We start from the raw sequence: 25720 nt of genomic DNA on the forward strand, positions 1-25720 counted from the left end.
ACGCCGCGGTGACCCGCTCCACGGGAATCGAGATGTGGTGGCAATGTGACAACTTCCATCTTCGGAAGACCTCGACCCTCACCCAGACACCAACACTCCGACCCTTGTCACACCACCACTACAACCCTCGATTGCGAAAGAGCCTCTATAGGTCTGGCCTGGTCCGTAAGGACGTAGGCCGTTCTCAGCAGGGGTGCTCGTCCGCCCCCCCTTCACGGCGCTACCAATGCCCCAGCGGACCCGGCGGCCCTCAGCACGCATCCGGGTCTCCGCTGAGCAGAGCTGTCAATGCCGCCGCCACGTCATCGGCACCGATCCGCTCCTGCTCAATCCGGCGGAAGGCGACATCGCCCCTCGTGGCCACGGACGCATAGCACTCGGCTTCAGCGGCCCTCAGGTGCGGGAGCCGGGCACTCGACGGCCGCAGCGGGACGCCGTGCCGGTCGTGGTTGACGCCCAGGTGGGCGTATCTGACCCGGCTCATCTCGTCCATCAGCAGGGAGTCGATGCTCATACCCCTGGGTCCGAGTTCCGCCCGGAGATGGTCCAGGATCGCGAACCCGTCGCTATCCATGTCGCCCCAGTAGATCACCCGCTCGGCCTGGGTCAACCACGGGATCTCTCCCACCAACTGGGCGGCGGCCTTGCCGCCACCCTCCACGACCACCGTCTCTGGATACTTGGGGAACCAGAGCCGGGCGTCCCGGTTCTCCACGATCACCACCACCCGCGGGCGGTAGGCCAGGTCGTGCCGGTCGCCGCTGGTCCAGGCGTCGTGGCGCCGGTCACCGCCAGCCAGATACCGGGGATCGACATAGGTCAGATGAACCACCGACAGCCGTGGTCTGGTTTCAGCGGCGAGGTCGCGTCCAGTCAGTTCACGCATCAGCCCAAGGTGGTCCGCCAGCCACTTCGTGTGCACCCCGGGAACCGGCAACTGCCGCAACGTCCAGCCACCCAGGTCCGGATGTTCACTCAACCAGGCCACCGCCCTCACCGCAGACTCAAGGTCGGTCTCAGCCAAACCGCAAGCCCTTTTCAGCAGAGCCGGGGTCAGCCCCACCCCCGCAGCGCACAGCCGGGCCGCGACCCGCCGGAACCGCGCGACATCGACACCGGCCGTTCCGCCGAGCCTGCCGATGGCGGCAAGCCCCGCGTCCAATGTCTCGATGCGCAACCTGTAGGGACGAGACACCCTCACCCGAGCGTCGCAGACCTCACGGTTTTCACAGCTCACCCCGGGCAGGCCGTCCAGGTCGATCCCCTCCCACTCGATGCCCCAATCGGTCCAGTACTCCCGGCCGACCCGCTCGATCTTGGCGTTGCGGTCCACCCCCGGACGCAACGCGATCTCGATGGGCTGGTGGGCGGAACCGGTCAGCTCGGAACACACCCACTCCGGCCACACGCGGGCAATCCTGTCGGCGATGGCGGCCGCCGCCTCCGCCCGGCTGAGCAGACGCGGGCTCACTTGGGCTGCTCCGGCAAGCCGACCTTCGCTTTCGCCCAGGACCGGCCGTCAGTGTCTTTGAGGATGTCGTATTCCACCTCGACGTGGGGTTCGATGGCGCTGTACTTGTCATTCGGCGCCCCGATAATCAGCTGGAAACCGAGCCCGCGCCACGCCCCGATGGCGCGTTTGGTGAAGTGGGCGTCGGCCTTGATGAGCGCCTCATCGAGGAACACCGGCGCATAGCGGGGACGCTGCGCACCGGCGTCCCCCAGCTGGTATCGCAGCGCCGCCCCGACGATGAAGGCCACCAGCTCCTGGGATTCGCCGCCGGACTTCTCCCCAATGTGGTCGTAGAGGGACACGTGCTGCCCGGTCACCGCGTGGATCCGCTCCGCACTGACCCGGACGTGGTTGCGCACGTCGATCAACTCGGCGAAGTCGGGGGCGCTGCGCCGGATCCGCCCGATCAGCCGCGACATCCTGGTGTAGGCCTCGGCGCGTTCGGCGTCGGTTGCCGCGGCATCGATCTGGGCCCGGACCTCCCGCAGTTCCTTGCGGAACTGCCTGCGCGCCTGGGACTGGTTCTCCCGCAGCGTGATCTGGAGACGGTGGGCGTCGTCGTAGAAAGGCAGGTCCTGCAAGATCTCGTTGACCGGTTTGATCCGTTCCCGGATCTCACGCAGCGACCGCTCCAGCGTCGAATGGAGGTTCGTCAGATCGTTGCCCGACAGCTTCAGCAGGCTGTTCTTCCATTCGGTCTCCAATTCATGCAGGCCGCTGGCCTCCAGGCCCTCCAGGATGCGCTCGAAATCCTTCACCGAGGTGTCGGGGTCGGCGCGCAGGCTGGGGTTGGGCCAGTTCTCCAGGAAGGATTCCAGACTCCGGCGCAGGTTCTTCCGCTGGTCGGCGAGGGTGTGCTGCGCGGCGTCCCAGTCTTCGCTCATGCGCTGCGCCGCACTATCCATCGCGACATCGAACCTTGTCAGTTCGTCCTCCGCGCTCGACGCCTGGGACGGCTCGGCCAGATCGAAGCGGCCAGCCAGGTAGTCCTCCTGGGACGCCGACAGCTCGCGTCCCGCCTCCACCGCCTCGTCCAGGACGCGCTGGGCGTCGTCGACCTGGTCGGTGATCTCGCCCCAGCGGCAGGCGACCTGCTCCTGTTTCGCTTTCGCCCGTCCCGTGGCCTCCCTCAGCCGGGCCTCCTTCGTCCTCAGTTCGTCGATCTGCCGCCGGAGCCTGGCGATCCCGGGGTTGGCCTCCATCACCTCCGAACGCACCCGCTCCCACCGGGCCTGTTCGGCCTCCACCCCGGCGACGTCGATCAGCTCCCAGGAGGATTCGACGACCCTGGCGTAGGCGGCCCGCTGGGCTTCCAGGGTGTCCAGCCCCGCCGCGGCCTCCCGTTCGGCCTGCTCAGCCTGCTCGCACTGCGCCCGGACGGCGGCTATCTCGCTGGCGAGGTCGTTGAGGCGGCGTTGGCTGGAGAAGCCCAGCACGTTGGTCACGCCGTGGCCGCCGTGGGCTCCCCGGCTGCCCTGGGACAGCTGACCGGTGATCGTCAGCGCCTTGCGGTGCTGGCCCAGCTCGGACGCCGAGTCCACGCAGACGAAATCGAAGCGCTCCTCCAGCCGGTCCTGCAGCCACCCGATGAACACCGAATCAGCGTAGTCCAGGCGTCCGGGCAACCGGCGCGGGTCGGAGCCGGGGCGGGGCTGATGCCCGGTGTGGACGCCCTCGAACTGCAGCCGCAGCGGAAGCCGCACTGCGTTGATGGCCGCCCGGAAACCGTCCAGCTTCGCCTGGTCGATCAGCAGCGTCTTCGCGAAACCGCTGAGGGCCAGGTTGAACGCCTCCCGCCAGGGCTCGTACTCGGTGCGGACCTCAATGAGCTCACCGACGAAGGGTAACTCCTCGGGGCTCAGCCCGGTGACCCGAGCGAGCTGCTCGCGACACTCGTGCAGCCCGGTGGGGATGTTGCCGCGCCGCCCCCGGCTCACCCGGTACTCCTGCTCCAGTTCCTCCAGCCGCTGCCGCAGCGAGTCGGTGGCCGATACCGCCTTCGCGTGGGTGCGCCGGGCGGTGTCCCTGGCACCCGCGTCCGCGATCGCCTGCCCGGCGCGGCGCTGCAACGCAACGAAGTCCTGGCGTGAGCCGACCGGTTCGCCCAGGCAGCCGGTCGCCTCGTCGAACCGTTTCCGGGCGGCCCGGACCTCGGTGAGGCGTCGGCCCACCTGCACCAGTTCCCGTTCGGCGTTCTCCAGCCGGGCACCACCGGAGCTGCGCACCACCTCGGCCAGGGCGTCCCGCTCGGCCCCGGCGGCCTGGGCCAGCCCCTCCTGGGTGCTCACCTCGGCGTCGAGGCTGGCCTTGCGGTCCCGCAGCTCCGTCTCGGCAGCCCGCAGCAGCGCGAGCCTGCGGCGGTTGCGCCACAGCGTGGCGAGCGAGGCCGGGTCCGCGAAACCACCGATCTCGTCGATCAGCCGCAGCCGCTCGGCGGCCTCCTCCAGCCGGACGCGGAAGTCCCGGATCGGGCTCAGCGCCCGCACCTGCCGCTGCGCGGTCAGCATCCGCTGCCGGGTCGCCTCCAGCTCGTCGAAATGGCTGACCACGGCATCCGCAGCGGCCAGGGTCTCCGGCTCTTCCAGGACCATCCGCTTGTACAACTCGTCGACGGTGGTGATCTGCTGACCGGCCTGAATCCTGGCGAGCAGCCCCATCGCCTTGGCCCCGGACCCCGCCGCCCCGATGCCGAGCACCGAGTGCAGCCGCGCCGAGAACTCCCGGTCGGTGGCGATGGTCTCCAGGCCCACCGCCCGCACCGCGGCGTCCGTGAGCCGCTGGGCCGCCGCCTGCTCCAGGCCGCCGAGGCCGAAGGCGCCCTCGCACACCGCGCGCACCTTCGTGACCTCCTCCAGGGTCCGGGCGGACGCGGGGATGTACCAGGCGCGCACCGCGGTGAACCGGGAGCGATCGTGGTTGACCCAGGTCATCGCGATCGCGGTCCAGGTGTCGGCCCCGTCGCCGCGCAGCACCCGCACCTGCGTGCCGTCGTCGGTGCGGGACTCGTCCAGCTTCCCCCGCCCGTAGGAGAGGATATTGCGCTGCTCCCCGCCGCGGGCGCGTCCGCTCACCCCGCCGTTGGAGGCACCGTTGAACGGCGTCGTGTGGGGCATCATGAGCGCGATGTAGGCGTCCATCAGCGTGGACTTGCCCGAACCCGATCCCCCGCACAGCAGCGTCGCCGCCGGGGAGAACTTCAGGCGGTGCGCTCCGTCGTAGCCGCCCCAGTTCACCAGTTGCAGCTCCTCGGCCAGCCACTGTTGGCCCAGGGAGGCCGCGGGGATCATCCCGAACAGCGTGTCGAGCATGGTCATAGCGGCACCTCACTTCGCATCTCCCCGACCCCGGACGCGGACGCCTGGGTGTGTTCACGCAGCCAGTCGCCCAGTTCGCGGAGCCGCTGCGCGCTGAGCACAATCTCGACCAGGGGACTGATCCGGTACCGGCCCTCGGACTCCTCCTCCACCAGGCCGTCCTTGTCCAGCCGGGCCAGGGCGTTGCGGATGGAGCGCTGCCTGCGGGCCGTGTCGGCATCGGCCTCGACGAAGTAGCTCAGCACCGTCTGCTCGACCTCCTCCACATCGACGCGCGCCGAGGTCTCCCCCGCGACGGCCTCGCGCTGGTAGACCGTGCGCAGATACACCAACACCAAGGTCTCCTCCCGGGAGTAGGCATCGTCGCGCAGCAGGATCGGGGTTTCCAGGTCGTCGCTGCGGACCTGCTGCTTGTAGGCCACCCCCCGCTCGGGGTCGACGACGAGCCGGATGAACAGGTCGTGCAGCCGCGACTCAATGACCTGCTGGTTGTCCATCAGCACCGCCCAGTCGTCCCGGTTGCGTTCGGCCAGCAGGAAGCGGCGCTGCAGCAGCCGCGCCAGCACCCTGCGCACCTCCGGTTCGAGCACCCCCCGGTCGCCCGGGAAACAACCCTCGGGGTCGTCCTCCATCGAGACCGGTTCGATGAACGGCTCGCCCTCACCGTCCCGGGGGGCGTCCTCGGCCGGACCCGGCCCGGTCACCGCCGCAGGCTCACTCATCTGTTTCTTCTTCCACTTTCTCCACGGTCTTGGCGGTCACGGCCCCGAAGGCGAACCGCCGCACGGTGCCGTCGGGACGCAGGGTCTCGACCACCGAGACCGTTTCGTGTTCGGTCATGCCGTTGTGGTGGGCGATCTCCAGCATCCCCAGCAGGTCCACCGGACGCCGCACTTCGGCGGGCGCCTGGGCGAACGCGGTGGCCAGATCGAACTCGTCCCCGTCAAGGTGACGGACGTAGTCCTCCAGTTCCTGGTAGTGCGGGCCACCCCAGGCCCGGGTGTCGGCGTCTTCGAACTCGGCCTGTCCGTCGGGGAGGTGCAGCGGTTCCGGGCTGCTCGGCGGCCGCGGGTCGCTCAGGGACTGGCGCAGGTGCCCCACCACCGCCGCGGGGAAACTGCGCACCGGCTCCACCTCCTCGCCCGGCCGGGATTCGCGCATCCATGCCTGGAACCCCGCCATGACGCCCCGCAGCAGGTCATCCACCTCGCGGTCCCGGGCCGGGTCGTGGGTGCGCACCTGGGCGGTGATGACGTGAGACGCCCGCCGCTGGGCGGTCAGCACCTCCTGCACCCCCTGCTCGACCCGCCTGGCGATGGCGTTGAACTCGCCGCGCTGCCCGGGCAGCATCAGGCCAGCGAAAGGGTAGGAGACGAGGTCGCGCAGCTGCGTGGTCAGGTGGTCGATGCGGTCGGGGTCTCCGATGAGCTTCAGCGCACCCGAGAAGGCGCGCCCCTCCGGGGTGGCCTCCATGACCTGCTCGCCGCGGTGCAGATATTCCCGCAGCACCTCCCCGGTCGGGCGCACGTCGCGGCGCAGCTCGGCCACCACGTCCCGCTGCATGGCCTTGATGGATTCGGCGACCCGGGCGAAGTCCGCGGGCAGTTCCCGGGACAGGTGGAGGACGTTGTAGGCCTCCTCCAGCAGCTGGTCGTCGTCGGCCGGGTCGAACCCGTCGCGTTCCAGCCGCGCGAGCTCCTCGTCGATTGCCCGGCGCTGCTCCAGCAGGCTCGCCCGCCGCTGCTCGGGGTCGGTCTGCGCGCTCAAGCTGAGCTGGTCGATCGCCTCCAGCAGCGTGCGGACGCGGGAACGAGACACCAGGGAGCGGCCGCTACCGGTCCGGCCCGCGATCTCCAGCGCCCCGACCGCCTGGGCCGACAGCCGGTACACCTCGGCGTCCTCCTCGATCTGGGGGACCAGCCACCCGACCCGGACCCAGTAGCGGCAGATCTCGCGTCCCGTCCCCGCAGGGAGGACGCGCTCCTCCTCGTCATAACCCGCCGCCCGGAGCTGCTCCACCAGCTCGGCGACCTCGAAGTGGGCGTCCGAGACCGCGATGGTGGGCCGGTCGGCGGTGAACAGCAGCGACAGAGCCGCCACGACGAACGGGGCGTACCGGCCATGCAGCAGCGCGAGCGTCGGGTTGCGGAACGACTCCTTGGCGCGCTGATAAGCGGCTTCTGCCTGCAGGTTCGTCATCGCACCCAAGGCTAATCCATCGGGCCCCATCGGCCGAGACCGAGCCGGACCCGCACGGGCGTCCCGGCATGCACCGTCACCACATGCCTCACCTGCACGGACTCGACCCGCTCACCGGCACGGTGATCCGGGCATCGAAAACCATCGCGATCCGCTACGAGCACGACCACCCCGGTTCCTTGGTCCAAACCGACGTGAAGAAGATCGGCAGGATCCCGTCGGGGACGACTGGATCCCCGGACTCCCGGGCCAGTCACCGCCATCTGGCGGGTGCGTCAGCCCCTGCCGTGGGGCGCCCCGATGCCCTCCAGCGGACGGCGGCGCATCCGGTGCGGCAGCACCAGGCGGGCGGCCTGTTGCAGGTCCGCGGTCTCGATGCCGGTCCGGCCGTGCCACGCGGCGAGCGCCCGGGCGGCCCGCACCATGGTGATGTCGGCCCGGTGACCGTCGACCCCCGCGTCCACGCAGATCCGGGCCACCTCCAGCAGCACCTCACGGCCCACCGTCACCTCCGGCAGCAGGTCCATCGCGGACGCGATCTGCCGGGCCAGCCGCTCGCCCTCGGCGCGCCACCCCGCGCAGAACCCCACCGGGTCGGCCTCGAAGGCCAGCCTGCGCTCGATGATCTCCACCCGGGCCGGCGGGTCGGACTCCCCCACGACGGTGACGCACAGCCCGAACCGGTCCAGCAGCTGGGGGCGCAGCTCGCCCTCCTCCGGGTTCATCGTGCCGACCAGCGAGAACCGGGCCGGGTGGGTCAGGCTGATGCCCTCCCGCTCCACGGTGTTGACCCCCATCGCTGCGGAATCCAGCAGCAGATCCACCACGTGGTCGTCCAGGAGGTTCACCTCGTCCACGTACAGGATGCCCCGGTGGGCCTCGGCCAGCAGCCCCGGCTCGAACCGTTTGCGGCCCGCGGTCAGGGCGGTCTCCAGGTCCAGCGTCCCCGCCACCCGGTCCTCGGTCGCCCCGATCGGCAGCTCCACCACCGGCACCCGGGTCCGGCGCTCCACGGGATCATCCTGGGCGGGCAGCCCCAGCTCCTCCCAGTATTCCCGGTACTCCGCCGGCGACAGATGGTAGGGGGTGGCGCCCACCTCGACCCGCTCCGGCAGCAGCTCGGCCAGGCCGCGCACCGCGGTGGACTTCGCGGTTCCCTTGTCACCGCGGATCAGCACCCCCGACACCTCGGGGTTGATGACCGTAAGCACCAGCGCGAGTTTCATCTCGTCCTGCCCCACGATCGCGGCAAAGGGATAACTGGACCGGCTCATCGCCCTTCCTTCCTCACAGTGGCCAAACGCACGTCGCGCACCACCGACACCAGGTCGTCGGCGCGCAGCTGCTCAATCTCGAACCGGGACGCCCCCAGCGCGGACGCCAGGGTGGCACCGTGCCCCCGCGCCGCCGGTGAGGCCGGTTCGGTGTCGACGACCACCCACGTCACCCGGCCGTCGCCGCCGAGCCGCCCGGCGATCTCGGTCACCTCGGCGGTCGCGCCGCGGGACACCCGCCCGGCCAGGTCGACGTTGCCGCGTCCATCGGTCACCACGATCACCAGCGGACGCAGCGCCGGGTCCTTCAGCAGCGCCCGCCGCACCACCCCCGACGCCTCGACCAGGCCCGCGGCCAGCGGGGTACGCCCACCCACCGGTAGCTCCCGCAGCCGCCGCTCGGCCAACTCGACCGAGGAGGTGGGTTCCACCAGCACCCGGGCCTCGGCGCCGCGGAAGCTGACCAGCGACACCTGGTCGCGTTTGACGTAGGCGTCCAGCAGCAGGCTTAGCACCGCCCCCTTGCTGGCCACCATCCGGTTGCGGGCTCCCATGGAACCGGAGGCGTCCACGCACAGCACCACCAGGGAGCCGGTCTGCCTCACCCGGACCTTGCGGAACCAGTCGCTGGGTTCGATCAGCACCGCCAGTTCGCTGCGGGGGTCGCCCTGCTCGGCGGCCCGGAGACGGCGCTCGCGCTGGTGCACGGCCCCGGCCCGCAGCGTGGCGTCCAGGGCCAGGTCCACGGCCTCCCGCGTCGGGCGGGCACGGACGTAGCGGCCCCGGCCGCCGGCGCTGACCGCTGTGGTGCGCCGGCCCGACCCGAGGCGTCCGCCCTGCTCCGCGGCCGGGTGCAGCGGACGCACCCGGAACGGCTCACCGGTCGCGGCGACATCCTCGGGTGGGGTGCCACCGGACGCCGGGGCGTCGGCGTCCGTCTCGGCTGGCGGTGGGGACGAGGTGGGTGGGGGTTCGGGCCGGGTGGCCTGCGCCGAGGTGGGTGGGGGCGGTTCGACGGCCTGGCGGCGACGGTGGGCCAGCACCAACTCGGCGACCGCCTCCACGTCCTCCCCGCTCACCCGCTGGCTGCCCCGCCAGGCCGCGTGGGCCCGGGCGGCGCGGCTCATCACCAGCTCGGCCCGGTGCCCGGCGACGTGGGCGGCCAGCACCCGCGCCGCGACGAGCTCCTGGATGTCCCGGCCCAGCCACACCGCGGGGGCCGCCTCCCGGGCCCGGCGGAGCCGCTGGGCCAGAGCGGCCTCCTGGTCCACCCAGGCCCCCGCGAAGGCCTCTGGGTTGGCGTCGAAGGCGAGCCTGCGGGCCATGATCTCGACCCGCTCGTCCAGGTCGGGTGAGCCGTCCACCTGGACGCACAGGCCGAAGCGGTCCAGCAGCTGGGGACGCAGCGCCCCCTCCTCGGGGTTCATCGTGCCGACCAGCGCGAACCGGGCCCGCTGGGTGCGGGAGAACCCCTCCCGCTCGGTGAGGACGACCCCGCTGGCCGCGGCGTCCAGCACCAGGTCGGTCAGGTGGTCGGCGAGCAGGTTGACCTCGTCGACGTAGAGGACCCCGCCGTGGGCTTCGGCCAGCAACCCCGGCAGGAACCGGGGGGCGCCGCCGGTCAGCGTCGCCTCCAGGTCCAGGCCCCCAACCAGGCGGTCCTCGGTGGCACCCAGGGCCAGCGTCCGCAACCTTCCGGATGGCAGCAGCGCGGCGAGGGAACGCACCATGGTGGATTTGGCGGTGCCCTTGGCGCCCTGGATCAGCACCCCGCCGATCCCGGGGTCGATGGCGACCAGTTGCAGGGCGAGCCGCATCCGCGGCTGCCCCACGATGGCCGAGAAGGGGAAGAGCTTCGTCACTTTACGAGGTGGTGGCTTCCTCGATGGTCTTGCCGTAGCGCTTCTGGAACCAGGCCTCCAGCTCACCGCGTTCCTGGCCGCGGTCCTTCTGCGCCTTGTCGAACATACCCCGCTCCGTGAGGGTCTTGATCGCGTCGTCGCCCTGCCCATCGACGACCGTGACGAGTTCGCCGGTGCCCAGGTTCAGGGTGTAGTCGAACTCCTTCTGCATGGCCGAGACCAGCCGGTGGCACAGCATCGTCTGCTTGGTGTAGTCGAACACGTAGTAGTCGCTGAAGTCCTTCCCGCTGCTGGGGTCGACCAGCTGGAACCGCGCGGTCTTGGCGGCGGGCTCGATGGTGACCTTCACACCCGACCCGTTGAACAGGTTGGCCTGCAGGTCGGTGTCGATCAGCTTGTCTCCCTCCTTCGTGAGGGACGCGCCCGCCGAGCTGACCGTGCTCTGCGGAGCCTGGCTGGGCGTCCCGGACGCACACCCGGACACGCCCAGCCCCACCGCCAGGCAGATCCCGGCAATCACGACGAATCTCTTCATGATCTGTCCATCCTTTCCTGTTCTAGGCGCCGGTCTCCCCGGCCCCCTCCAGTCCGGCATCGGTGTCGAACTGGACGTTCTCCAGCGTGTCGATCCGCTCCTCACAGGCCTGCCACAGGTCGCGCCGGTTCGCCTCCAGCAGACGCCCGGCGATGGCCGCCGTGGCGTGCGGGTTGGCCTCGCGGAGGCGCCTCAGCATCTCCGGGTCGCCGAGGAACTGGTCGCAAACCGCGTCGAACATCCAGTCGGCCATCTCGCCGGTGGTAGCGGCCAGGCCCAGCAGGTTGGTGGTGCGCTCGGCGATCTCCCCCACCCCCTGGTGGCCGTGGGCCAGCATCGCCTCGACCCAGGCCGGGTTGAGCAGCTGGGCGTACAGCCCGGCCCGGGCCGCGTCGGCGGCCGTCGCCGTGTGCACCCGCCGCCCGGTGGTGTCGGTCACCAGCGTCGGAACCGCCTCACCGCGGGCCGCGGCGACCCCGGCGCTCATCCCACCCAGGAACTCGAAGTAGTGGTCGAGGTCGGTGATGTGGTGTTCGTTGGACGAGCGGCACTGGGCGACGAGCTGCACATCCGCCAGGTGCCCGCGGTACAGGCCGGGCACCTTCTCGCCGTGCCGGTGCCGGGAGTAGAGGTGCTGGGCGCCCTGGGTGAAGTGTTCGGCCAGGTCCGTCGTCGAGGACCAGTTTCCGGTGTCGATCACGTCGGTCAGCCCGGTGGCATACAGCTCCGGCGGTGGCCCGAAGACCCGGACGTGGCTGAGTTCGCAGGCCTCGGGCTCGGTCATCCCGCCGTCCAGCAGGTGCTGGCGGAGCTGCCTCGTCCTGGCCGCGATCGGGTTGATCTCGTCCGGTTCGTCGAGCGCGGCGACCGCGGCGAACATGTCGTCCAGCTCCTCGACGAGGGTGCCGAACAGGTCTCGGAAGAACCCGGAGATCGTGACCACCACGTCCACCCGCGGCCCGGGCAGCTCCTCGCGGGGGATGACCTCCCAGCCGGGCAGGCCGGGACGCCGCGACGGGGCCCGGCGCACCCCGATCAGCGACATCACCTGGGCGTAGGTCTCGCCGTGGGTCCGGGTCGTCTCCAGACCCCACAGCACCAGCCCGACGCAGGACGGCCAGGCGCCGCCGTGGCCGTCCCGGTAGACCTCGACGATCTGGGCCGCCATCTCGGCCCCGCGGCGGGCGGCCAGCGCGCTGGGAACCTGCCGGGGGTCGAACTGGTAGAGGGAGGCCCCGCTGGGCAGGACCTCGGGGTTGCGGATGGCGTCTCCCCCGAGCCGGGCCTCCACGTGGCGTCCGGACAAGGCGCGATGGAGGAACTCCCATTCCTGGTTGGCGGCGAACCGGAGCGCCAGCTCGCGGGCCCGGACGATCACGGCCCGGGAGGTCTCGTCCCCGGCCAGCTCCGCGGCCGGGGCCCGGCTGGTCAGCGCGAGTTCCACCAGCCGTTTGGCGGCCTCGTCGTAGCGGGCGATCTCGGCCTCACTGAGACGGTGGATGCGTTCGGCGTCCAGCCCGTCGGCGGCGGCCATCAGCTCATACCCGGGGGCCAGGTCGCCCACCCCGTTGCCAATCACCCCGGCGACCATGTAGGCCACCTCGCCGGAATCCCAGTGGCTGCCGAAGACGTGCAGCCCCAGGGGGATCAACTGGGCGCGCAGCCGCTCCAGCTCGCCCTCCAGCTGGTCGGGGTCGGTGGGCAGGTGAGCCCGTTCCGCGCGCTGCCTGAGGTCGGCCAGCTGGTCCTCGCTGCTTTGCGGGGTCATGGTGTGGCTGCGCCGGTAGGCGGCCAGGGCCTCGGCCAGCTCCTCCAGCTCGTCGTGCAACCCGCCGGGGGTCATGACGGGCGGCTGGTAGCTGACCAGCGTCGCGTGGGAGCGACGCCTGGCCAGCAGCGCCTCGGCCGGGTTGCCCGCGTAGTACAGGTAGACGTGTGGGATATCGCCGACCATGAGGTCGGGGAAGTCGTGCACGCTGACCGCGTTCTCCTTCGACTTCAGGAACTCCAGCGTGCCGTGGGTGCCGACATGGACGATCACGTCGGCCCGCCACACGTGCTGCAGCCAGGTGTAGTAGGCCAGGTACTGGGGGTGCGGCGGGACGGTGTTGTCGTGGGCCAGGGCGTCGTCCACATCGGGGGCGCGCCCCGGCTGGACGCCCACCAGCACGTTGCCGTACTCGACGTGGGGGATCAGGTAGTCCCCGTCAGAATCGACCATGGGACGCGGCCCGTCCGCCGGCCAGGCCCGGGTGACCTCGTCCCACGCCTGGTGGTCGCCGAGGTCGGCCTGGGCCTGCCGGTGCGGATAGGTGAGCGGCTGCACCTCAGTGAGGTAGGCGGGGGAATTGACCTGGCCCGCCATGAGGTCGGCACGCAGCCGTGCGGCGGTCACCGGCTGGGTGCGGTAGCCGCTCCGGTGGAGTTCGGCCAGGATCGCGGCGATGGATTCGGCGACGTCGAGCTGCGAGGCCCCCAGCAGGTTGCCCTCCCCGGCCGGGTAGTCGTATCCGATGAGGCAGACCCGCTTGTCGGCGTTCGCCAGGCCCCGCAGCCGCAGCAGCCCTGCGACCCGCCCCACCAGCCGGTCGAGCTGCTCGTCGATGACCTGCAGTTCGGCGGTGTCGACCCGGTGGCGGGCGTCGTGCTGGGGTGGGGTCATGGCCGCGATGGGGATCTGGTTGATCGCCCCGTCGAACTCGGGCAGCATCACCGAGACCAGCACCTCGGATGGCCCCAGCCCGTGGGAGTGGTGCAGCCACTCCTCGGCGGTGGTGCGGGTCAGCAGGATCGGTGACAGGTAGGGCACGCCCAGCCGGTTGAGGGCGGCGACGCCGTGGTCGGCGTCACCGCCAGTGGGGCCGGCACCGAACCGGAAACTCATCAGGGTCACCACGAGGTCAGGTTCGAGGCCGGGGGTGGCGCACAGTTCCAGGATCCGGTCGACCGCACTCGCGGCGTCGGTCTCGATCGCGACCGGCAGCACCCAGGCGTCGTCCGAGAGCGCCTCGGCGAGCCTGGCCGCGACGGGTTCGGGGTCGGTGGGGTAGCTGACCCCGTTGTACAGCAGTGCCACGACGGGGCGTCCCTGCGGCCCCGGGTGGGCGGCGAGGTAGTCCTCGGCGCTGGCGTAGCGGGCCCGGGTGGCCGGGTCGGCCAGGTGCACACCGGGGGTCTGGGGGCTCGGCTCGGGGACATCGAGGCCGGGCTGGTCACCGTAGTCGCGCAGCAGGGTGCCGAGCACGAACAGGGCGTCGCCGCCGCGCATCGTCCGGTAGGCGCGGGCGAGCCGGGAGAAGGTCATCGCGTCCCGCCGGGCCTGGGGGTCGTCCACGCCACGGGGCGGGGCGGGGGGTGCGCCCAGCATCATCGGCGGCATCGTCCCGGGAGCGAGCCGGAACCGGCCAAGCCGGGTCTGGCCGGCGAATTGCATGCCGAAGGGCAGCAGGTGGCCCGGGTATCCGTCCAGGATCGGCACCAGGGCGTCCTGCCAGGCCGGGTCGGAGCGCATCAGGTCCACGATGACCGCGTCGGCGGACGAGACCGCCCCGGCGAGAGCGTCGGCGTCGCCGAGGGGCTGGCCGGAGTCGAACAGCGTGAGGCCGCCCCAGCCGGGGAGCGCGCGGTCGAGGTGGGCGGCGGTGTCGATGAAACAACGCAGCGCACCCGGATAGTGGGTGATCGCGACGATCCTCATGGTGCTCCTTCCGTTTCCCGGTTCTCCGGCGGCGCCGCGCTCACCCGGTGCCGCGGGACGATCACCGGGTGGCCGGCGCTGGGGTCGGTGGTGACCCAGGCGTTCACGGCGAAGTTCCGTTCGATCTGACCGGCGGACAGCGCCTCGGCCGGGATGCCGTCCGTCCGGACCCGGCCCTCGCCCATCACGACGCAGCGGTCGCAGTAGCGGGCGGCCTGGGCCAGGTCGTGCAGCACCGTGATGACGGTGAGGCCGCTGCGCTGGTTCAGGTCGCGGATCAGCTCCAGCACGTCGAGCTGGTGGGCGATGTCGAGGTAGGTGGTGGGTTCGTCCAGCAGCAGCACCTTCGGCTGCTGGGCCAGGGCCGTGGCGATCCACACGCGTTGCCGTTCGCCGCCCGACAGGGACGCCACCAGCCGGTGGGACAGGTGGGCGACCCCGGTGACGGCCATGGCCTCCTCGATCGCGGGGTCGCGCCCGGAGGGGTTCAGCCGCCACCAGGGCAGATAGGCGTAGCGTCCGTAGCCGATGAGGCGCCGCACCGTGACGTCGCCGCTGACCTGGCCGCCCTGCCACACGACCGCCATCACCCGGGCGAGACCCGCGGGGGACAGCGCCCGGATGGGAGCCTCGTCGAGGCGCACCTCCCCCGCGTCGGGACGCAACGCGCCGCTGAGGGCCCGGATGAGGGTGGTCTTGCCGCAGCCGTTGGGGCCGAGGATGCCGTGCACCCGGCCCGGTGCGAAGTCGAGGTCGATGCCGTCCAGGATGCGCCTGCCGCCCAGGCTGAGCCGCAGCCCGCGGGCGCTGATCCGCGCCGTCATCACAGGGCCCTTCGCAGCAGGAACAGGAAGAAGGGGACGCCCAGCACCGCCATCGTGATCCCGACGGGGATCTCGACCGGGCTGAACAGCGTCCGGGAGACCGTGTCGCTGATGGTGACCAGGGCGGCCCCGAAGACGATCGAGCCGGGGATCAGCAGGGCGTGGCTGGTGCCGACGACCAGGCGCACGATGTGGGGCACGATCAGGCCGACGAAGCCCAGCAGGCCCACGGCGCTGACGGCGCTCGCCGCCAGCAGGGCCGCGACCGCCGTCAGGGCCAGGCGGTTGGCCTGCACGTTCATGCCGAGGCCGCGGGCGACGTCGTCGCCGAGCACAATGATGTCCAGCCGCCGCACGGTGAACAGCGCCACCGCGAGCATGGCCACCGAATAGGGCCACAGCTGCTGCCACTCGGACCAGCCCTTGAGGGTCATGGCGCCGTTCATGAACATCAGCGCCCCCTGGATCCGGTCGGAGAACAGCACCATGACGGCGCTGATCCCGGCCGCGCACAGCGCCGAGACCGCGACCCCGGCGAGGATCACCCGGATCGGCTGGATGCCGCCGCGCCAGGCCAGCACGTAGATGATGATCGCGGCCGCCATGGCGCCGAGGAAGGCGACCAGCGGGACCAGCCCCTGATACTGCGGGAAGACCAACAGCACCGAGATCCCGGCCAGCCCAGCCCCGGACGACACCCCGATGATCCCGGGGTCGGCCAGCGGGTTGCCCATCACCGCCTGCAGGATCACCCCGGAGGTGGCCAGGTTCATGCCGACCAGGGTGCTCACCAGCATGCGGGGCAACCGGAGGTCCCACACCACCCGCTGCCACTGCACGTCCCCGGAGCCGGTCAGCGCGGCGGCGACCTGGCCCGGGCTGAGGCTCAGGGTGCCGCTGCCGATCGCGAACAGCATCCCGGCCAGCAGCAGGACGCCGAGACCGACGAAGACCAGGACCCGGTACCAGGTGCGTTCCCGCAGACCCGGCTGGGCATGGACGGCCGCGACCGCCATCAGGGCTCCACCGGGGCGCCGAAGACCTCCGGGTGGACCGTGGCGGCCAGGTAGGCGAGCGCGTCGTCGTAGTAGGGCCCGGCATTGAACAGGAAGTACTGCTGTGGGAGATAGCTGATGCGTCCCTCCCGGATGGCATCGATGGCCTTCCAGGCGGGGTTCTGGTCAAGCTGGGTCTGGAGGGTCTGCCGGGCGAGGTCGTTGTTGCCGACCATGGACGTGACCAGCACGTGGTCAGGCTGCCGGGCGACGATGAACTCGATGTCGAGCGGGGTGGTCTCCGACCCGGGGTTGTCGGGGGTCGCGCCCGAGGCGATGTTGGTGAGGCCGAGGTCGTTGGCCATCTGCCCGGCGATGCTGTTGTCGAGTTTCACCGAGATGGTGTCGGCGGTGACGAACAGGATGGCCACCGACATCGGTTTCTTCGGGGCCTTGGCCAGGATCTCGTCGTAGCGCGCGTCGATGGCGGCGAGGCGCTGTCCCGCGAGCTCCGGGTTGCCACCGAGCACCCCGAAGGCACGGTAGACCTGCTGCAGGTCGTGGTGGGAACGGATCCGCAGCAGCACGGTGGCGATCCCCAGGTTCTGGTAGGCCGCGGCGGCCGAGTCGTGGACTCCTTCGATGCCGAACACCAGGTCGGGGTTGAGTGCCGCCACGGCCTCGGTGTCCGTGGCGTAGGGCAGGCCGACCGAGGGCAGCGCCATGATCTTCTCGGCGTGTTCGCTGGCGAGGCGGAGGTTGTCGGTGAGCTCGGGGCGTCCGACCGCGGTGCCGCCCGCGTCGTACCAGATGTTGAGGGGCGTGCCGGAGAGGAAGACCACCCGTTCGGGACGTTTCTCCAGTTTCACGCTCCGATTGGCGGTATCGGTCACGGTGAGGGGGAAGGAGTCCCCGGACAGGCTGATCGACCCCGCCTCGGCCGGGCTGGCCGAGGGCGTCTCGGGCGCGCTGGTCGCGGAACTGCACGCGGCGGCCAGGCTCAGCACGGCGAGCAACAAGAGACTCAGGCAGCGTCGCAGCACGGGGCTGGTCCTTTCCGGAATCGGTTTGGTCCAAGTTTTGGGTAACAAATCGCGGAGAGTGTGCTGGCAGGTGGATCGTCGCGAGGATCGTCGTGGTGGCCGGCGAGACGGACGCGGGCGATCACGCTGGATCGTGCGGTCTCGATGGGACGAGCGCAGCAGATTCCACCCACCCGAACACCTTTTTAGGTAAGACTAACCCATCTTCGGATTGGTGGGCGCGGAGCTCGGCGGGCAGCCGGTCTCACCTTGCCTAGAACGGCGCAGGGGTCTGCCCACCAGGCCCGGCGAGCACCCTGCGGGCCGACCCACAGCGACTGACCCGGCTTGAGGCCCCGTCCTGGCCGACGAGCGGCAGAACGTGCCCCCGTGTGGGACGTCGTACGGCGCGAGGTGGACGACGGCGCGTCCCCGGCAGCTTCCTGCTCCACCCCGGAATCCCGCCTACACTCCCACGGTTCGCTTGCCTTACGGTCATACGCCTGCGCTGTAGCGCAAGCATTCGACCACAAGACAAGCATTCCCGTCGGCAAGGCAAGCGGACGACGAGAAGACCAGCAGACGACGGGAAGGCCAGCGCACCACGAGAAGGCAAGCATTTCCACCAGGGCAGCTACCTCCCGCACCTTCCCTGCTGGTTCGCTTGCCTTACGGTCATACGCCTGCGCTGTAGCGCAAGCATTCGCCCACAAGACAAGCATTCCCGTCGGCAAGGCAAGCGGACGACGAGAAGACTGGCGGACGACGGGAAGGCCAGCGGACCTGCGAGGGCGCGGGTGGACGCCGTCCGGACGAGTGCCCCGGCAAAGCAGAAACCCCCGGCGCGGAAACCGGGGGCTCGACCAATACGACTGGCGGTGACGGTGGGATTTGAACCCACGGTGGCTTGCACCACACTCGCTTTCGAGGCGAGCTCTTTCGGCCGCTCAGACACGTCACCGCCGATGAGCGTATCCCAGCCCGGCTCTGCGGACAAATTCGCTGGCCGGCCTCAGCCGACCACGACCTCGAAGGTTCCGACCCGGTCCGCGATCCCCGCCGCCAGGTCCTCGATCATCCCGACGTCGTGGAGACGACCCCGCCAGTTTTCCGGGATTCCGCTGCGGCCGTACAGCGCCCCCGCCAGCTGCCCGTAGATGGCCCCGACGGTGTCGGCGTCGTCGCCCAGGTTCACGGCCAGCAGCGCCCCTTCGAGGAAGTCATCGGTCCTGGCGAGGGCCCACAACGCCGCCTCCAGGCTGTGCAGGACATATCCCGACGACGAGATCTCGTCGCGTTCCTTGACCCGGTAGGAGCCGCGCAGGATCGTCGCCAGCCCGGGGTTGGTCACCTGCTCGGCCAGGTCAGCGGCCAGCACGTACAACTCCGTGCACGACGCCCCCTCGATGGCGGCCGCGATCAACCTGCCGTAGACCCCGCACGCCTCGACGCACTCGACGGCGGGATGGGTGGTGCGGGAGCTGTCGGCGGAGAACCGTCCCGCGGCCTCGGGGTCGTCGCAGAAAGCCATCGCGACCGGCGCCAGGCGCATCAACGAGCCGTTGCCCGCGCTCATCCCGCCGACCGCCTCGCGGTAGGGCTCGCCGGTGGCCTCGAACTCCTCCAGGGCGGCGCGGGTCTGGTTGCCGATGTCGAAACACCGGCCCGTGCTGCTGAGGTACCCGTCGCGGTACCAGCGGACGAACCGGGCCAGCTGGTCGCGGGGATCGTAGGCCCCGGTCTCGGTCAGGCTCGCTGCGATACACAGCGCCATCGACGTGTCGTCGGTCCACTGCCCGGACGCGAGATCGAACACCCCGCCGCCCGTCATCCCGGTCACGGGCGGGAAGGAGTCGCGGGCCTGGAACTCGACGGCGGTACCCAGGGCGTCGCCCACCGCCAGCCCGAGAAGACACCCCAAAATCCGGTCCTCGTTCATGGTGTCACGATACAGAGTTTGACAGCTCACGAGGCGGCTGATGCCATGAGCACATGAGAGGTCGATCCCGTGTGCGGGCCGCCGATGTCGCCGCCGCAGCGGGGGTGTCGACGACGGCGGTATCTTTCGTCCTCAACGGCCGTGACGCCGGGAGCATCTCCGCCGCCACCCGGGCCCGGGTTCTCAAGGCCGCCGAGGAGTTGGGGTATCGCCCCAACCACATCGCCCGGAGCCTGCGGCAGCGCTCCACCAGTTCCATCGGATTGGTCACCGACGCCGTCGCGTCATCCCCGTTCGGGGGGCGCCTGCTCGCGGCCGCGACGGAAACCGCCGAGGCCTCTGACCAGGTGCTGCTCATGATGGATCTCGGCCACCGCACCGGGCGTGTCGGTGAGGCCATCGCCGCCCTGGAGCACCGCCAGGTTGATGCCATCATCTACGCCACCATGGGGTTCACCGAGCTGGCCAAGGCGCCCGAGTCACGCATCCCACTGGTACTGGCGAACTGCGTCGCCCCCACCCCGGGCCCCAGTTCCGTCAGCCCCGACGACGCGGGGGGCGCGACCGCTGCTCTGGAGCATCTGGCCGATCTCGGCCACCAGCACGTCGTCATGCTGGGCGGCCACTACGACCCTGGAAATCCGAATTCCGGTAACATCTCCGGCCCGATCCGCTGGGACGCGTTCCGGAGGGCGGCCGAGCGCCGCAGCGTCGAGGCGCGGCACGTCGGTACCGGCTGGCAGATTGACGACGGCCACGCCACCGCCCTCACCGCGCTCGACGCGCCACCCGGCGAACGGCCCACCGCCCTGTTCGCTGTCTGCGACCGGATAGCGGCGGGGGCGCTGCTCGCGGCCGCGAAACTCGGCCTCGACGTGCCGGGTGACGTGTCCATCATCGGTTTCGACGACCAGGAGGCCCTGGCCGGGCACACGGTCCCGGCCCTGACCACCGTCGCCCTCCCCCATGCGGCGATGGGAGAGGCCGCCGTCCGAATGGCCCTCGACGCCGTGTCCGGAGGATCGGCTGCCCCCGAGCACCTGGTGTTGCCGTGCCCGCTGGTGGTCAGGGGATCGACGGCCCCACCTCCCATGGGCGCAGGGTAGGCGCGTCACGGCACCCTAGGAATCACCTCCCGGGCCTCCACCGCCCCCTCACTCGTCACGACGAGGCTCCACGGCTCGTCGTGACGCCAGGTCCCCGGAATCCCTGAGGGGCGGTACAGCTCCGTGACGGCCCCGTCCACCCAGAGCTGGGAGCCGGGCACGAGCTGGACCTCCCCCAGGGCGGGATGCGTCAGCCGCGCCCCGACCCCCACGACCTCCACCACCCAGCGGCGATCCGCAAGCACCGTTGTGCCTGCCCCGAGGGGGAACACGTCCCCGGCGAGGGCGGCGGCCGCCCCCGGATCGACCCGGCTCACCACTAGCCCCCCGACCAGTTGCAGCCGCCGGGGCAGAGTGAGGCAACCCGCGTGGTCGCGTACCGCCGGATCCTGCGCTTCCTGCCGGACCCAGCCGACGAGCAGCGGTTCGCCGTCGGCGAGGCTCACCTGGGGGGCGTAGCAGTCGGTGCCGTCGTCGAGGACATGGGCTGATTCTGCGACAAACCGCAGGCCCTCACCGTCGGGGACGAGGTCCCCGACCGCCGCGACGACCTCCCCCAGCACGTCGTTGTCGTGGATGGAAACCACCAGAACCCACCGCCCGTCCAGCGGGAACAGTTGCGGACACTCCCAGATGTCCGCGGTGCCCGCGCCCCGGAGAACCGGATCGTCGTCGACGAGCAGCCCGGCGTAGCGCCACGCCAGTTCGTCGCTGCGGTCGTACAGGAGCACCGCGGGCGAACCGTCACGCAGCCCCGCCCCCACCACCGCGAGTTTCCGACCCTCGTGCTCGAACACGAACGGGTCACGCATGATTCCGATGTCATTGGCCTCGGGGGTGGTGCCGACGACGATCGGCGCGCCCCAGTCCAGCAGGTCGGGGCTGCCCCATCTGAGGCACACCGTCGATTGGCTGGATTCATCGGCGATCCCGGAGTAGACGACGGCGGGGCGGTCGTGCCCGGGGACGTACACCCCCGACCAGCAGCCGAACGCATCCGGCCCGCCAGGGGTCGGCGAGAAGGCGACGGGGTGTTCCTCCCAGTGCGCGAGGTCGTCGCTGCTGGCGTGCCCCCAGGCGATCTGCCCGTGCACCGGGGCGGTCGGGTTGTGCTGGAAGAACACGTGCCAGCGGCCATCGGTGCGGGTCATGCCGTTCGGGTCGTTCAACCAGCCACGGGCGGGACGCAGGTGATAGGAGGTGGTGAGCGCGGTCATGACGCTCCTTTCAGCGGTGCGAGCCCGCGGTCAGGCCCTCGCGCAGCGTCCGCTGCCCGAAGACGAACACACAGAAAGCGGGGATCATGGAGATCACCACGCCCGCCAGGACGGTGGCCACCGATCCGGTGCCCATGTTGCCCTGCAACGAGACCAAGCCCAGCGGCAGGGTGAAGTTCTGCTCGCTGATGGTGAGGATCAGAGGCCGGAAGAACTCGTTCCAGTGGAAGTTGAACGCCAGAATACCGACGATGGCCATGCCCGGTGTCGCCAGTGGCGCGTAGATCGACGCGAAGGTCCGCCACGGGGTGGCCCCGTCGATCTCGGAGGCTTCCCCCAGCTCCGCGGGCAGCCCCATGAAGTACTGGCGCATCAGGAAGGTGCCGAACGCCGTCGGGATGGCAGGCAGGATCAACGCCAGGAGGGTGTCGGCCAAGTTCATGCCTCGGATCAGCATGAACACCGGCACGATGGTGACCTGCATCGGGACCATCATCGTCGCCAGGATCAGAGCGAACAGCAAGTTCTTGGACCGGAACTCAAAGCGGGCAAACACGTACCCGGCCATCGCGGAAGACAGCATCTGCCCGACGGCGATGATGCCGGTCACCAGCACCGAGTTGAGGATGAGCAGCCACATGTCGACCTTCTCGAACACCGCGGGGTAGGAGGAGAAGTCGAGGCTGGAGGGGATGAGGGAGCCATCGGTTGACAGGGACTCGGAGGGGGGTCGCATCGACGACAGCACAGTCCAGATCACCGGGGCGAGGGTGAGGAGGCTGACCAAGGCCAGCACGACATAAGTTGCGATTTTCTTCATCTCTGCTCCTCAGCCGTAGAACACAAAACGACGGGACAGCCGGAACTGCAGGGCAGTGACCAGCATGATGAGAATGGTCAGGACGATGCCGATGGCCGATGCCTTCCCGAACTCGAGCTGCTTGAACGCGGACTCGTAGATCACCATGACGGCGGTGCGAGTGGAGTCGCCGGGCCCACCTCGGGTCAGGACGTAGGGCTGGTCGAAGATCTGCAGCGCGGAGATGATCGCCATGACGGAGGCCACCAGGGTGGTGGGGCTGACCAGCGGGAACGTGATCCGCCAGAACTGTCTCCAGCTCGTCGCCCCATCGACCTGCGCGGCCTCGTAGACCTCCTTGGGGATCGACGCCAGTCCGCCCAGGAACAGCAGGAACGAGAACCCGAAGTTTTGCCACACGTAGACCAGCACCACCACGACCATCGCGCCCTGTGGTGAGGTCAGCCACGCAACGTTGCCGATTCCGAGCATGTTCAGGAAGTGGTTGACCAGCCCGAAGTTCTCGTTGAACAGGTAGCTCATGATGATCGACACCGATGCGGCCGACAGGATGAGCGGGAAGAAAAGCACGGAACGGAAGAACGACCTCAGCAGCGCAGGCATCTTCGCGTTGACCAGCACCGCGAGTCCCAGCGCGAGCGCCAGCTGCAGGGTGACGGCGATGATCACGAAAGCGATGGTGTTGAGGAAGGAGACGCGGATCGTCGGGTCGGCGGCGATCTGGGCGAAATTATCCAGACCCACGAACTGCGGGTCGGTGATGATGTCCCACCGGAAGAAGGCCAGGGCGATGGAGGCCAGGATCGGCAGGAAGGTGAACAGCCCCAGTCCGATGAGGGTGGGAGCCAGGAACAACCAGGTCAGCACTGTGCGCTGCATGTCACACCTCCAGGGCACGGGTCAGGTCCTCGTCGAGGCGCGCGAGTGCGGCGGGGAGCGCGGCGGCGGAGCCGGTGACGGCCCCGAGGACGTTCTTGATGAGGGCGGTCTCGACGGCGGCCTGCTGCGGTGGGGCCGGGATCGGGGCACATGGGAATCTCTCCAGGGTGTCGTAGAACACCTTCCAGTGCTTCGGGCCCTTCTCGGAGTAGAAGGCCTCGTTGCACATCGAGCGGCGCGTCGGGGTGGTGGTGGGTGCGGGAAAGGCCAGCTGCATCCCCTCCAGGGAGGTGCAGAACTTCACCCATTCCCAGGCCTCGTCCTTGCGTTTCGAGGTCTTGAGGATGGCGTATCCGGCCGCGCCGAACTGGTGGCGTTGGCTGCGCCACTTCGGGAAATAGCCGACGTCGTAGTCGTCGGGTTTCAGGCCGGCCTCAGCAAGCCCCTGTACCCAGAACCCGCCAGCGGGGGTCATGCCGATGGAACCACCGGAGAACTGGCCGACGAGTTCGTTGCCGCCGCCCTGAGCCGGGCTGGTGCCGAGACCCTCTTGGACAAGCGCCCGGACGAACTCGAACGATTCCGCGACCTTCGGGTCAGTGGCGTTCGAGCGTTCCCACAGGAAACCGCCGGAGAACGTGCCCACGTGGCCGGGGTAGAAGCGGTCCCATAGCCACTCGCCGCCGGGCGATTTCTGTTCGGTGAGGAAGCTCGTGTCGTTGATGTAGAGCCAGGGAACGATGCCGCCCCACAGCCGGTTGGTCCAGTAGAACGGCACAAAGTCGGAGGCGTTGGCCTGCTTCATCTGGCGGGCGACGCCCAAGAAGTCGTCGTGGCTCCAGTCATCGCGGGGATACTCGATCCCTGCGCGGTTCATCGCCTCGGCGTTGAAGTAGATGTTCGCAGCGTTGAAGTCGATGGGCATCTGGTAGAGGGAGCCCTTGTACATGAATGCCTCGATGAGGCTGGGGTGCACGTCGTTGAAGTAGTCCTGCACCTGGCCTACGTCGCGGGCGAGGTACTCGTCGAGGGGTTCGGCGAGACGTTCAGCGAACAGCTGTGCGCCCTCGGTGGCGACGACGCACACGTCCGGCGGGGTGCCGGCCGCGACCATGGTGAGGATCTTGGCGAAGAAATCGGCCCAGTCCGCGCCCTGGATGGCCTGGAGCCGGACGGGGATGTCGGGGTGGTGGGTGTTGAACGCCTTGACCAGCGATTGCCGGGCCTCGGCGTCCTGGTTGGTTCCCAGGATGGCGATGGACAGGGAGTCGTCGTGCCGCCCGGGGATGTCCGTTCCGTTCAGGCGCGGCCACTGGCTGCCTAGGAGCGCGAGTGATCCCACTCCCACGGCTCCCGCCAGCACCCCGCGCCGGGTGATCTGAGTCATCGGTGACCTCCGGCCTAATTCGATTTAGGTGCTATTAGTGTGCGCCCTGTGACGCCGGTTGGTCAAGGGGTCGAGTCGGCTCATCCAAAATTTTCGCCTGGGTGTGGTGGCCCTGCCCTGGCGCGCTGGTCCGGACGAAACACCGCTCCACCGTCCTGCCCGCCTCAGTGGTTCTCGGGGGTGTGGCAGTCGTCCTCGCAGGGGGTGTCGCCTCCCCCGCGCAGGGCGGCCGTGGATGTGGCGCAGCAGGCGTCTCCGCGCCAGGCCTCGACGCCCTCGCGAACAGCGAATCCGGCGATGACCAGGGCCGCCACGGGATCGGCCCAGGTCCAGTCGAGCAGGCTGTTCAGCACGAGACCGGCCAGCAGCGCCGCCGAGAGGTAGGAACAGATCAGAGTCTGCCTCGAATCGGCGACCGCGGAGGCCGAGCCGAGTTCGCGGCCGCAGCGTCGTTCGAACCAGCTCAGGAACGGCATCACCACCAGGCTCAGTGCGGCGAGCACGATTCCGACGGTCGAGTGCTCCGGCTCGCGCACGCCGATCAACGAGAGGACGGCCTCCGTCGTGACGTAGGCCGCCAGGGCGAAGAAGGAGATCGCGATCACCCGCAGCGCCGTTTTCTCCCGGCGTTCGGGATCGGGCGATGCGAACTGCCAGGCAACCGCCACCGCGGAGAGCACCTCCACGACCGAATCCAGGCCGAATCCGATCAGGGCGGCGGACGACGCCTCACCCCCTGCCGCGAGGGCGACGACGGCCTCGACGACGTTCCAGGTGATCGTGAGCGCGACGACGATCCTGATCCGTCGCTGCAGGGTCGCTTTCCTGCCGGACTCCAGGGCTTCCGCCGTCACCGGGAGACCCCCGCGACGCGGTAGCAGGGTGATTCCGCGCAGGTAACGTCATCGACGGTCGGGGGGAGCTCCGTCCGCGAAGCAATGGTCAGCATGCGCCGACCCTACAGCGAACACCGACCCGAGGGCGCTGCGCTACAGCCGGGCCGACTTGTCGAGTCGTGTTCCAGGACCGCTCCGTCCACCCACACCTGGGTCCGCAAGGAGTAACCATCGGGATCGTGGACCACGAACTACCTCACTCCCAGTTCGACCCGAACTGCTCCGGTGCGATGAGCGCACA

Annotated in this window: 18 protein-coding genes, 1 tRNA gene and 1 pseudogene; 2 read left to right on the top strand and 18 right to left on the bottom strand. The window is 69.9% G+C overall.

The window, feature by feature from the left end; all coding sequences use genetic code 11:
• Window positions 1-250: 250 nt before the first annotated feature.
• The 4 genes from ACO6D6_RS04390 to ACO6D6_RS04405 are packed head-to-tail and all read right to left on the bottom strand — an operon-like array spanning window position 251 to window position 7026.
• A complete protein-coding gene (locus ACO6D6_RS04390) occupies window positions 251-1471 on the bottom strand; it encodes a Wadjet anti-phage system protein JetD domain-containing protein (RefSeq protein WP_484783563.1) in 1221 nt (406 codons plus the stop codon).
• Complete coding sequence (locus ACO6D6_RS04395; protein WP_484783565.1) at window positions 1468-4827, bottom strand: ATP-binding protein; 3360 nt, start codon at window positions 4825-4827, stop codon at window positions 1468-1470. The genes ACO6D6_RS04390 and ACO6D6_RS04395 overlap by 4 nt, the downstream gene beginning before the upstream one ends.
• A complete protein-coding gene (locus tag ACO6D6_RS04400; RefSeq protein WP_484783567.1) occupies window positions 4824-5549 on the bottom strand; it encodes a DUF4194 domain-containing protein in 726 nt (241 codons plus the stop codon). The genes ACO6D6_RS04395 and ACO6D6_RS04400 overlap by 4 nt, the downstream gene beginning before the upstream one ends.
• Entirely contained in the window at window positions 5542-7026 is a 1485-nt protein-coding gene (locus tag ACO6D6_RS04405) for a DUF3375 domain-containing protein (RefSeq protein WP_484783569.1), read from the bottom strand. The genes ACO6D6_RS04400 and ACO6D6_RS04405 overlap by 8 nt, the downstream gene beginning before the upstream one ends.
• A gap of 92 nt (window positions 7027-7118) precedes the next feature.
• Between ACO6D6_RS04405 and ACO6D6_RS04410 the strand changes: the two are divergent.
• Window positions 7119-7250 (top strand): annotated as a pseudogene (locus tag ACO6D6_RS04410) (IS481 family transposase); the annotation flags it as partial.
• 51 nt (window positions 7251-7301) lie between these two features.
• Here ACO6D6_RS04410 and ACO6D6_RS04415 read toward each other — a convergent pair.
• From ACO6D6_RS04415 to ACO6D6_RS04455, 9 genes are all read right to left on the bottom strand, one after another.
• On the bottom strand, window positions 7302-8300 hold the full coding sequence (locus tag ACO6D6_RS04415; protein ID WP_484783571.1) for a magnesium chelatase ATPase subunit I: 999 nt from the start codon (window positions 8298-8300) through the stop codon (window positions 7302-7304).
• Window positions 8297-10117 carry a VWA domain-containing protein gene (locus ACO6D6_RS04420; protein WP_484783900.1) on the bottom strand — a complete coding sequence of 607 codons (1821 nt, stop codon included), beginning with the start codon at window positions 10115-10117 and terminating at the stop codon, window positions 8297-8299. Before ACO6D6_RS04420 ends, ACO6D6_RS04415 begins: the two co-directional genes overlap by 4 nt.
• 46 nt (window positions 10118-10163) lie before the next feature.
• Complete coding sequence (locus ACO6D6_RS04425; RefSeq protein ID WP_484783573.1) at window positions 10164-10697, bottom strand: hypothetical protein; 534 nt, start codon at window positions 10695-10697, stop codon at window positions 10164-10166.
• 22 nt (window positions 10698-10719) lie between these two features.
• Window positions 10720-14394 carry a cobaltochelatase subunit CobN gene (locus ACO6D6_RS04430; protein WP_484783575.1) on the bottom strand — a complete coding sequence of 1225 codons (3675 nt, stop codon included), beginning with the start codon at window positions 14392-14394 and terminating at the stop codon, window positions 10720-10722.
• The gene (locus ACO6D6_RS04435) at window positions 14391-15218 is read right to left on the bottom strand and encodes an ABC transporter ATP-binding protein (RefSeq protein WP_484783577.1); all 828 of its coding nucleotides are present in this window, start codon (window positions 15216-15218) and stop codon (window positions 14391-14393) included. The genes ACO6D6_RS04430 and ACO6D6_RS04435 overlap by 4 nt, the downstream gene beginning before the upstream one ends.
• Window positions 15218-16234: a FecCD family ABC transporter permease gene (locus ACO6D6_RS04440; RefSeq protein ID WP_484783579.1), complete on the bottom strand. Its 1017-nt coding sequence runs from the start codon at window positions 16232-16234 to the stop codon at window positions 15218-15220. Before ACO6D6_RS04440 ends, ACO6D6_RS04435 begins: the two co-directional genes overlap by 1 nt.
• Window positions 16234-17256 carry an ABC transporter substrate-binding protein gene (locus tag ACO6D6_RS04445; RefSeq protein WP_484783581.1) on the bottom strand — a complete coding sequence of 341 codons (1023 nt, stop codon included), beginning with the start codon at window positions 17254-17256 and terminating at the stop codon, window positions 16234-16236. The genes ACO6D6_RS04440 and ACO6D6_RS04445 overlap by 1 nt, the downstream gene beginning before the upstream one ends.
• Before the next feature lie 852 nt (window positions 17257-18108).
• Window positions 18109-18196, bottom strand: a tRNA-Ser gene (locus tag ACO6D6_RS04450).
• 51 nt (window positions 18197-18247) lie between these two features.
• Window positions 18248-19174 (bottom strand): ADP-ribosylglycohydrolase family protein, encoded by a 927-nt coding sequence (locus ACO6D6_RS04455; protein WP_484783583.1) that lies wholly within the window; start codon window positions 19172-19174, stop codon window positions 18248-18250.
• 53 nt (window positions 19175-19227) lie between these two features.
• Between ACO6D6_RS04455 and ACO6D6_RS04460 the strand changes: the two genes are divergently transcribed.
• Window positions 19228-20280 carry a LacI family DNA-binding transcriptional regulator gene (locus ACO6D6_RS04460; protein WP_484783585.1) on the top strand — a complete coding sequence of 351 codons (1053 nt, stop codon included), beginning with the start codon at window positions 19228-19230 and terminating at the stop codon, window positions 20278-20280.
• 5 nt (window positions 20281-20285) lie between these two features.
• Here the strand turns inward: ACO6D6_RS04460 and ACO6D6_RS04465 are convergent, their stop codons facing one another.
• The 5 genes from ACO6D6_RS04465 to ACO6D6_RS04485 form a co-directional block, all read right to left on the bottom strand.
• Entirely contained in the window at window positions 20286-21497 is a 1212-nt protein-coding gene (locus ACO6D6_RS04465; protein WP_484783587.1) for a glycoside hydrolase family 32 protein, read from the bottom strand.
• Between the two features lie 10 nt (window positions 21498-21507).
• Entirely contained in the window at window positions 21508-22317 is an 810-nt protein-coding gene (locus ACO6D6_RS04470; protein WP_014847850.1) for a carbohydrate ABC transporter permease, read from the bottom strand.
• A 9-nt stretch (window positions 22318-22326) separates the two neighbouring features.
• Window positions 22327-23196 (bottom strand): carbohydrate ABC transporter permease, encoded by an 870-nt coding sequence (locus ACO6D6_RS04475; protein ID WP_484783588.1) that lies wholly within the window; start codon window positions 23194-23196, stop codon window positions 22327-22329.
• A gap of 1 nt (window position 23197) precedes the next feature.
• Window positions 23198-24583, bottom strand: a complete 1386-nt coding sequence (locus ACO6D6_RS04480) for an extracellular solute-binding protein (protein WP_014847852.1) — start codon at window positions 24581-24583, stop codon at window positions 23198-23200.
• A 164-nt stretch (window positions 24584-24747) separates the two neighbouring features.
• Entirely contained in the window at window positions 24748-25437 is a 690-nt protein-coding gene (locus tag ACO6D6_RS04485; RefSeq protein ID WP_484783591.1) for a cation diffusion facilitator family transporter, read from the bottom strand.
• Window positions 25438-25720: the final 283 nt, after the last annotated feature.

It is taken from the genome of Arachnia sp., assembly GCF_057238465.1.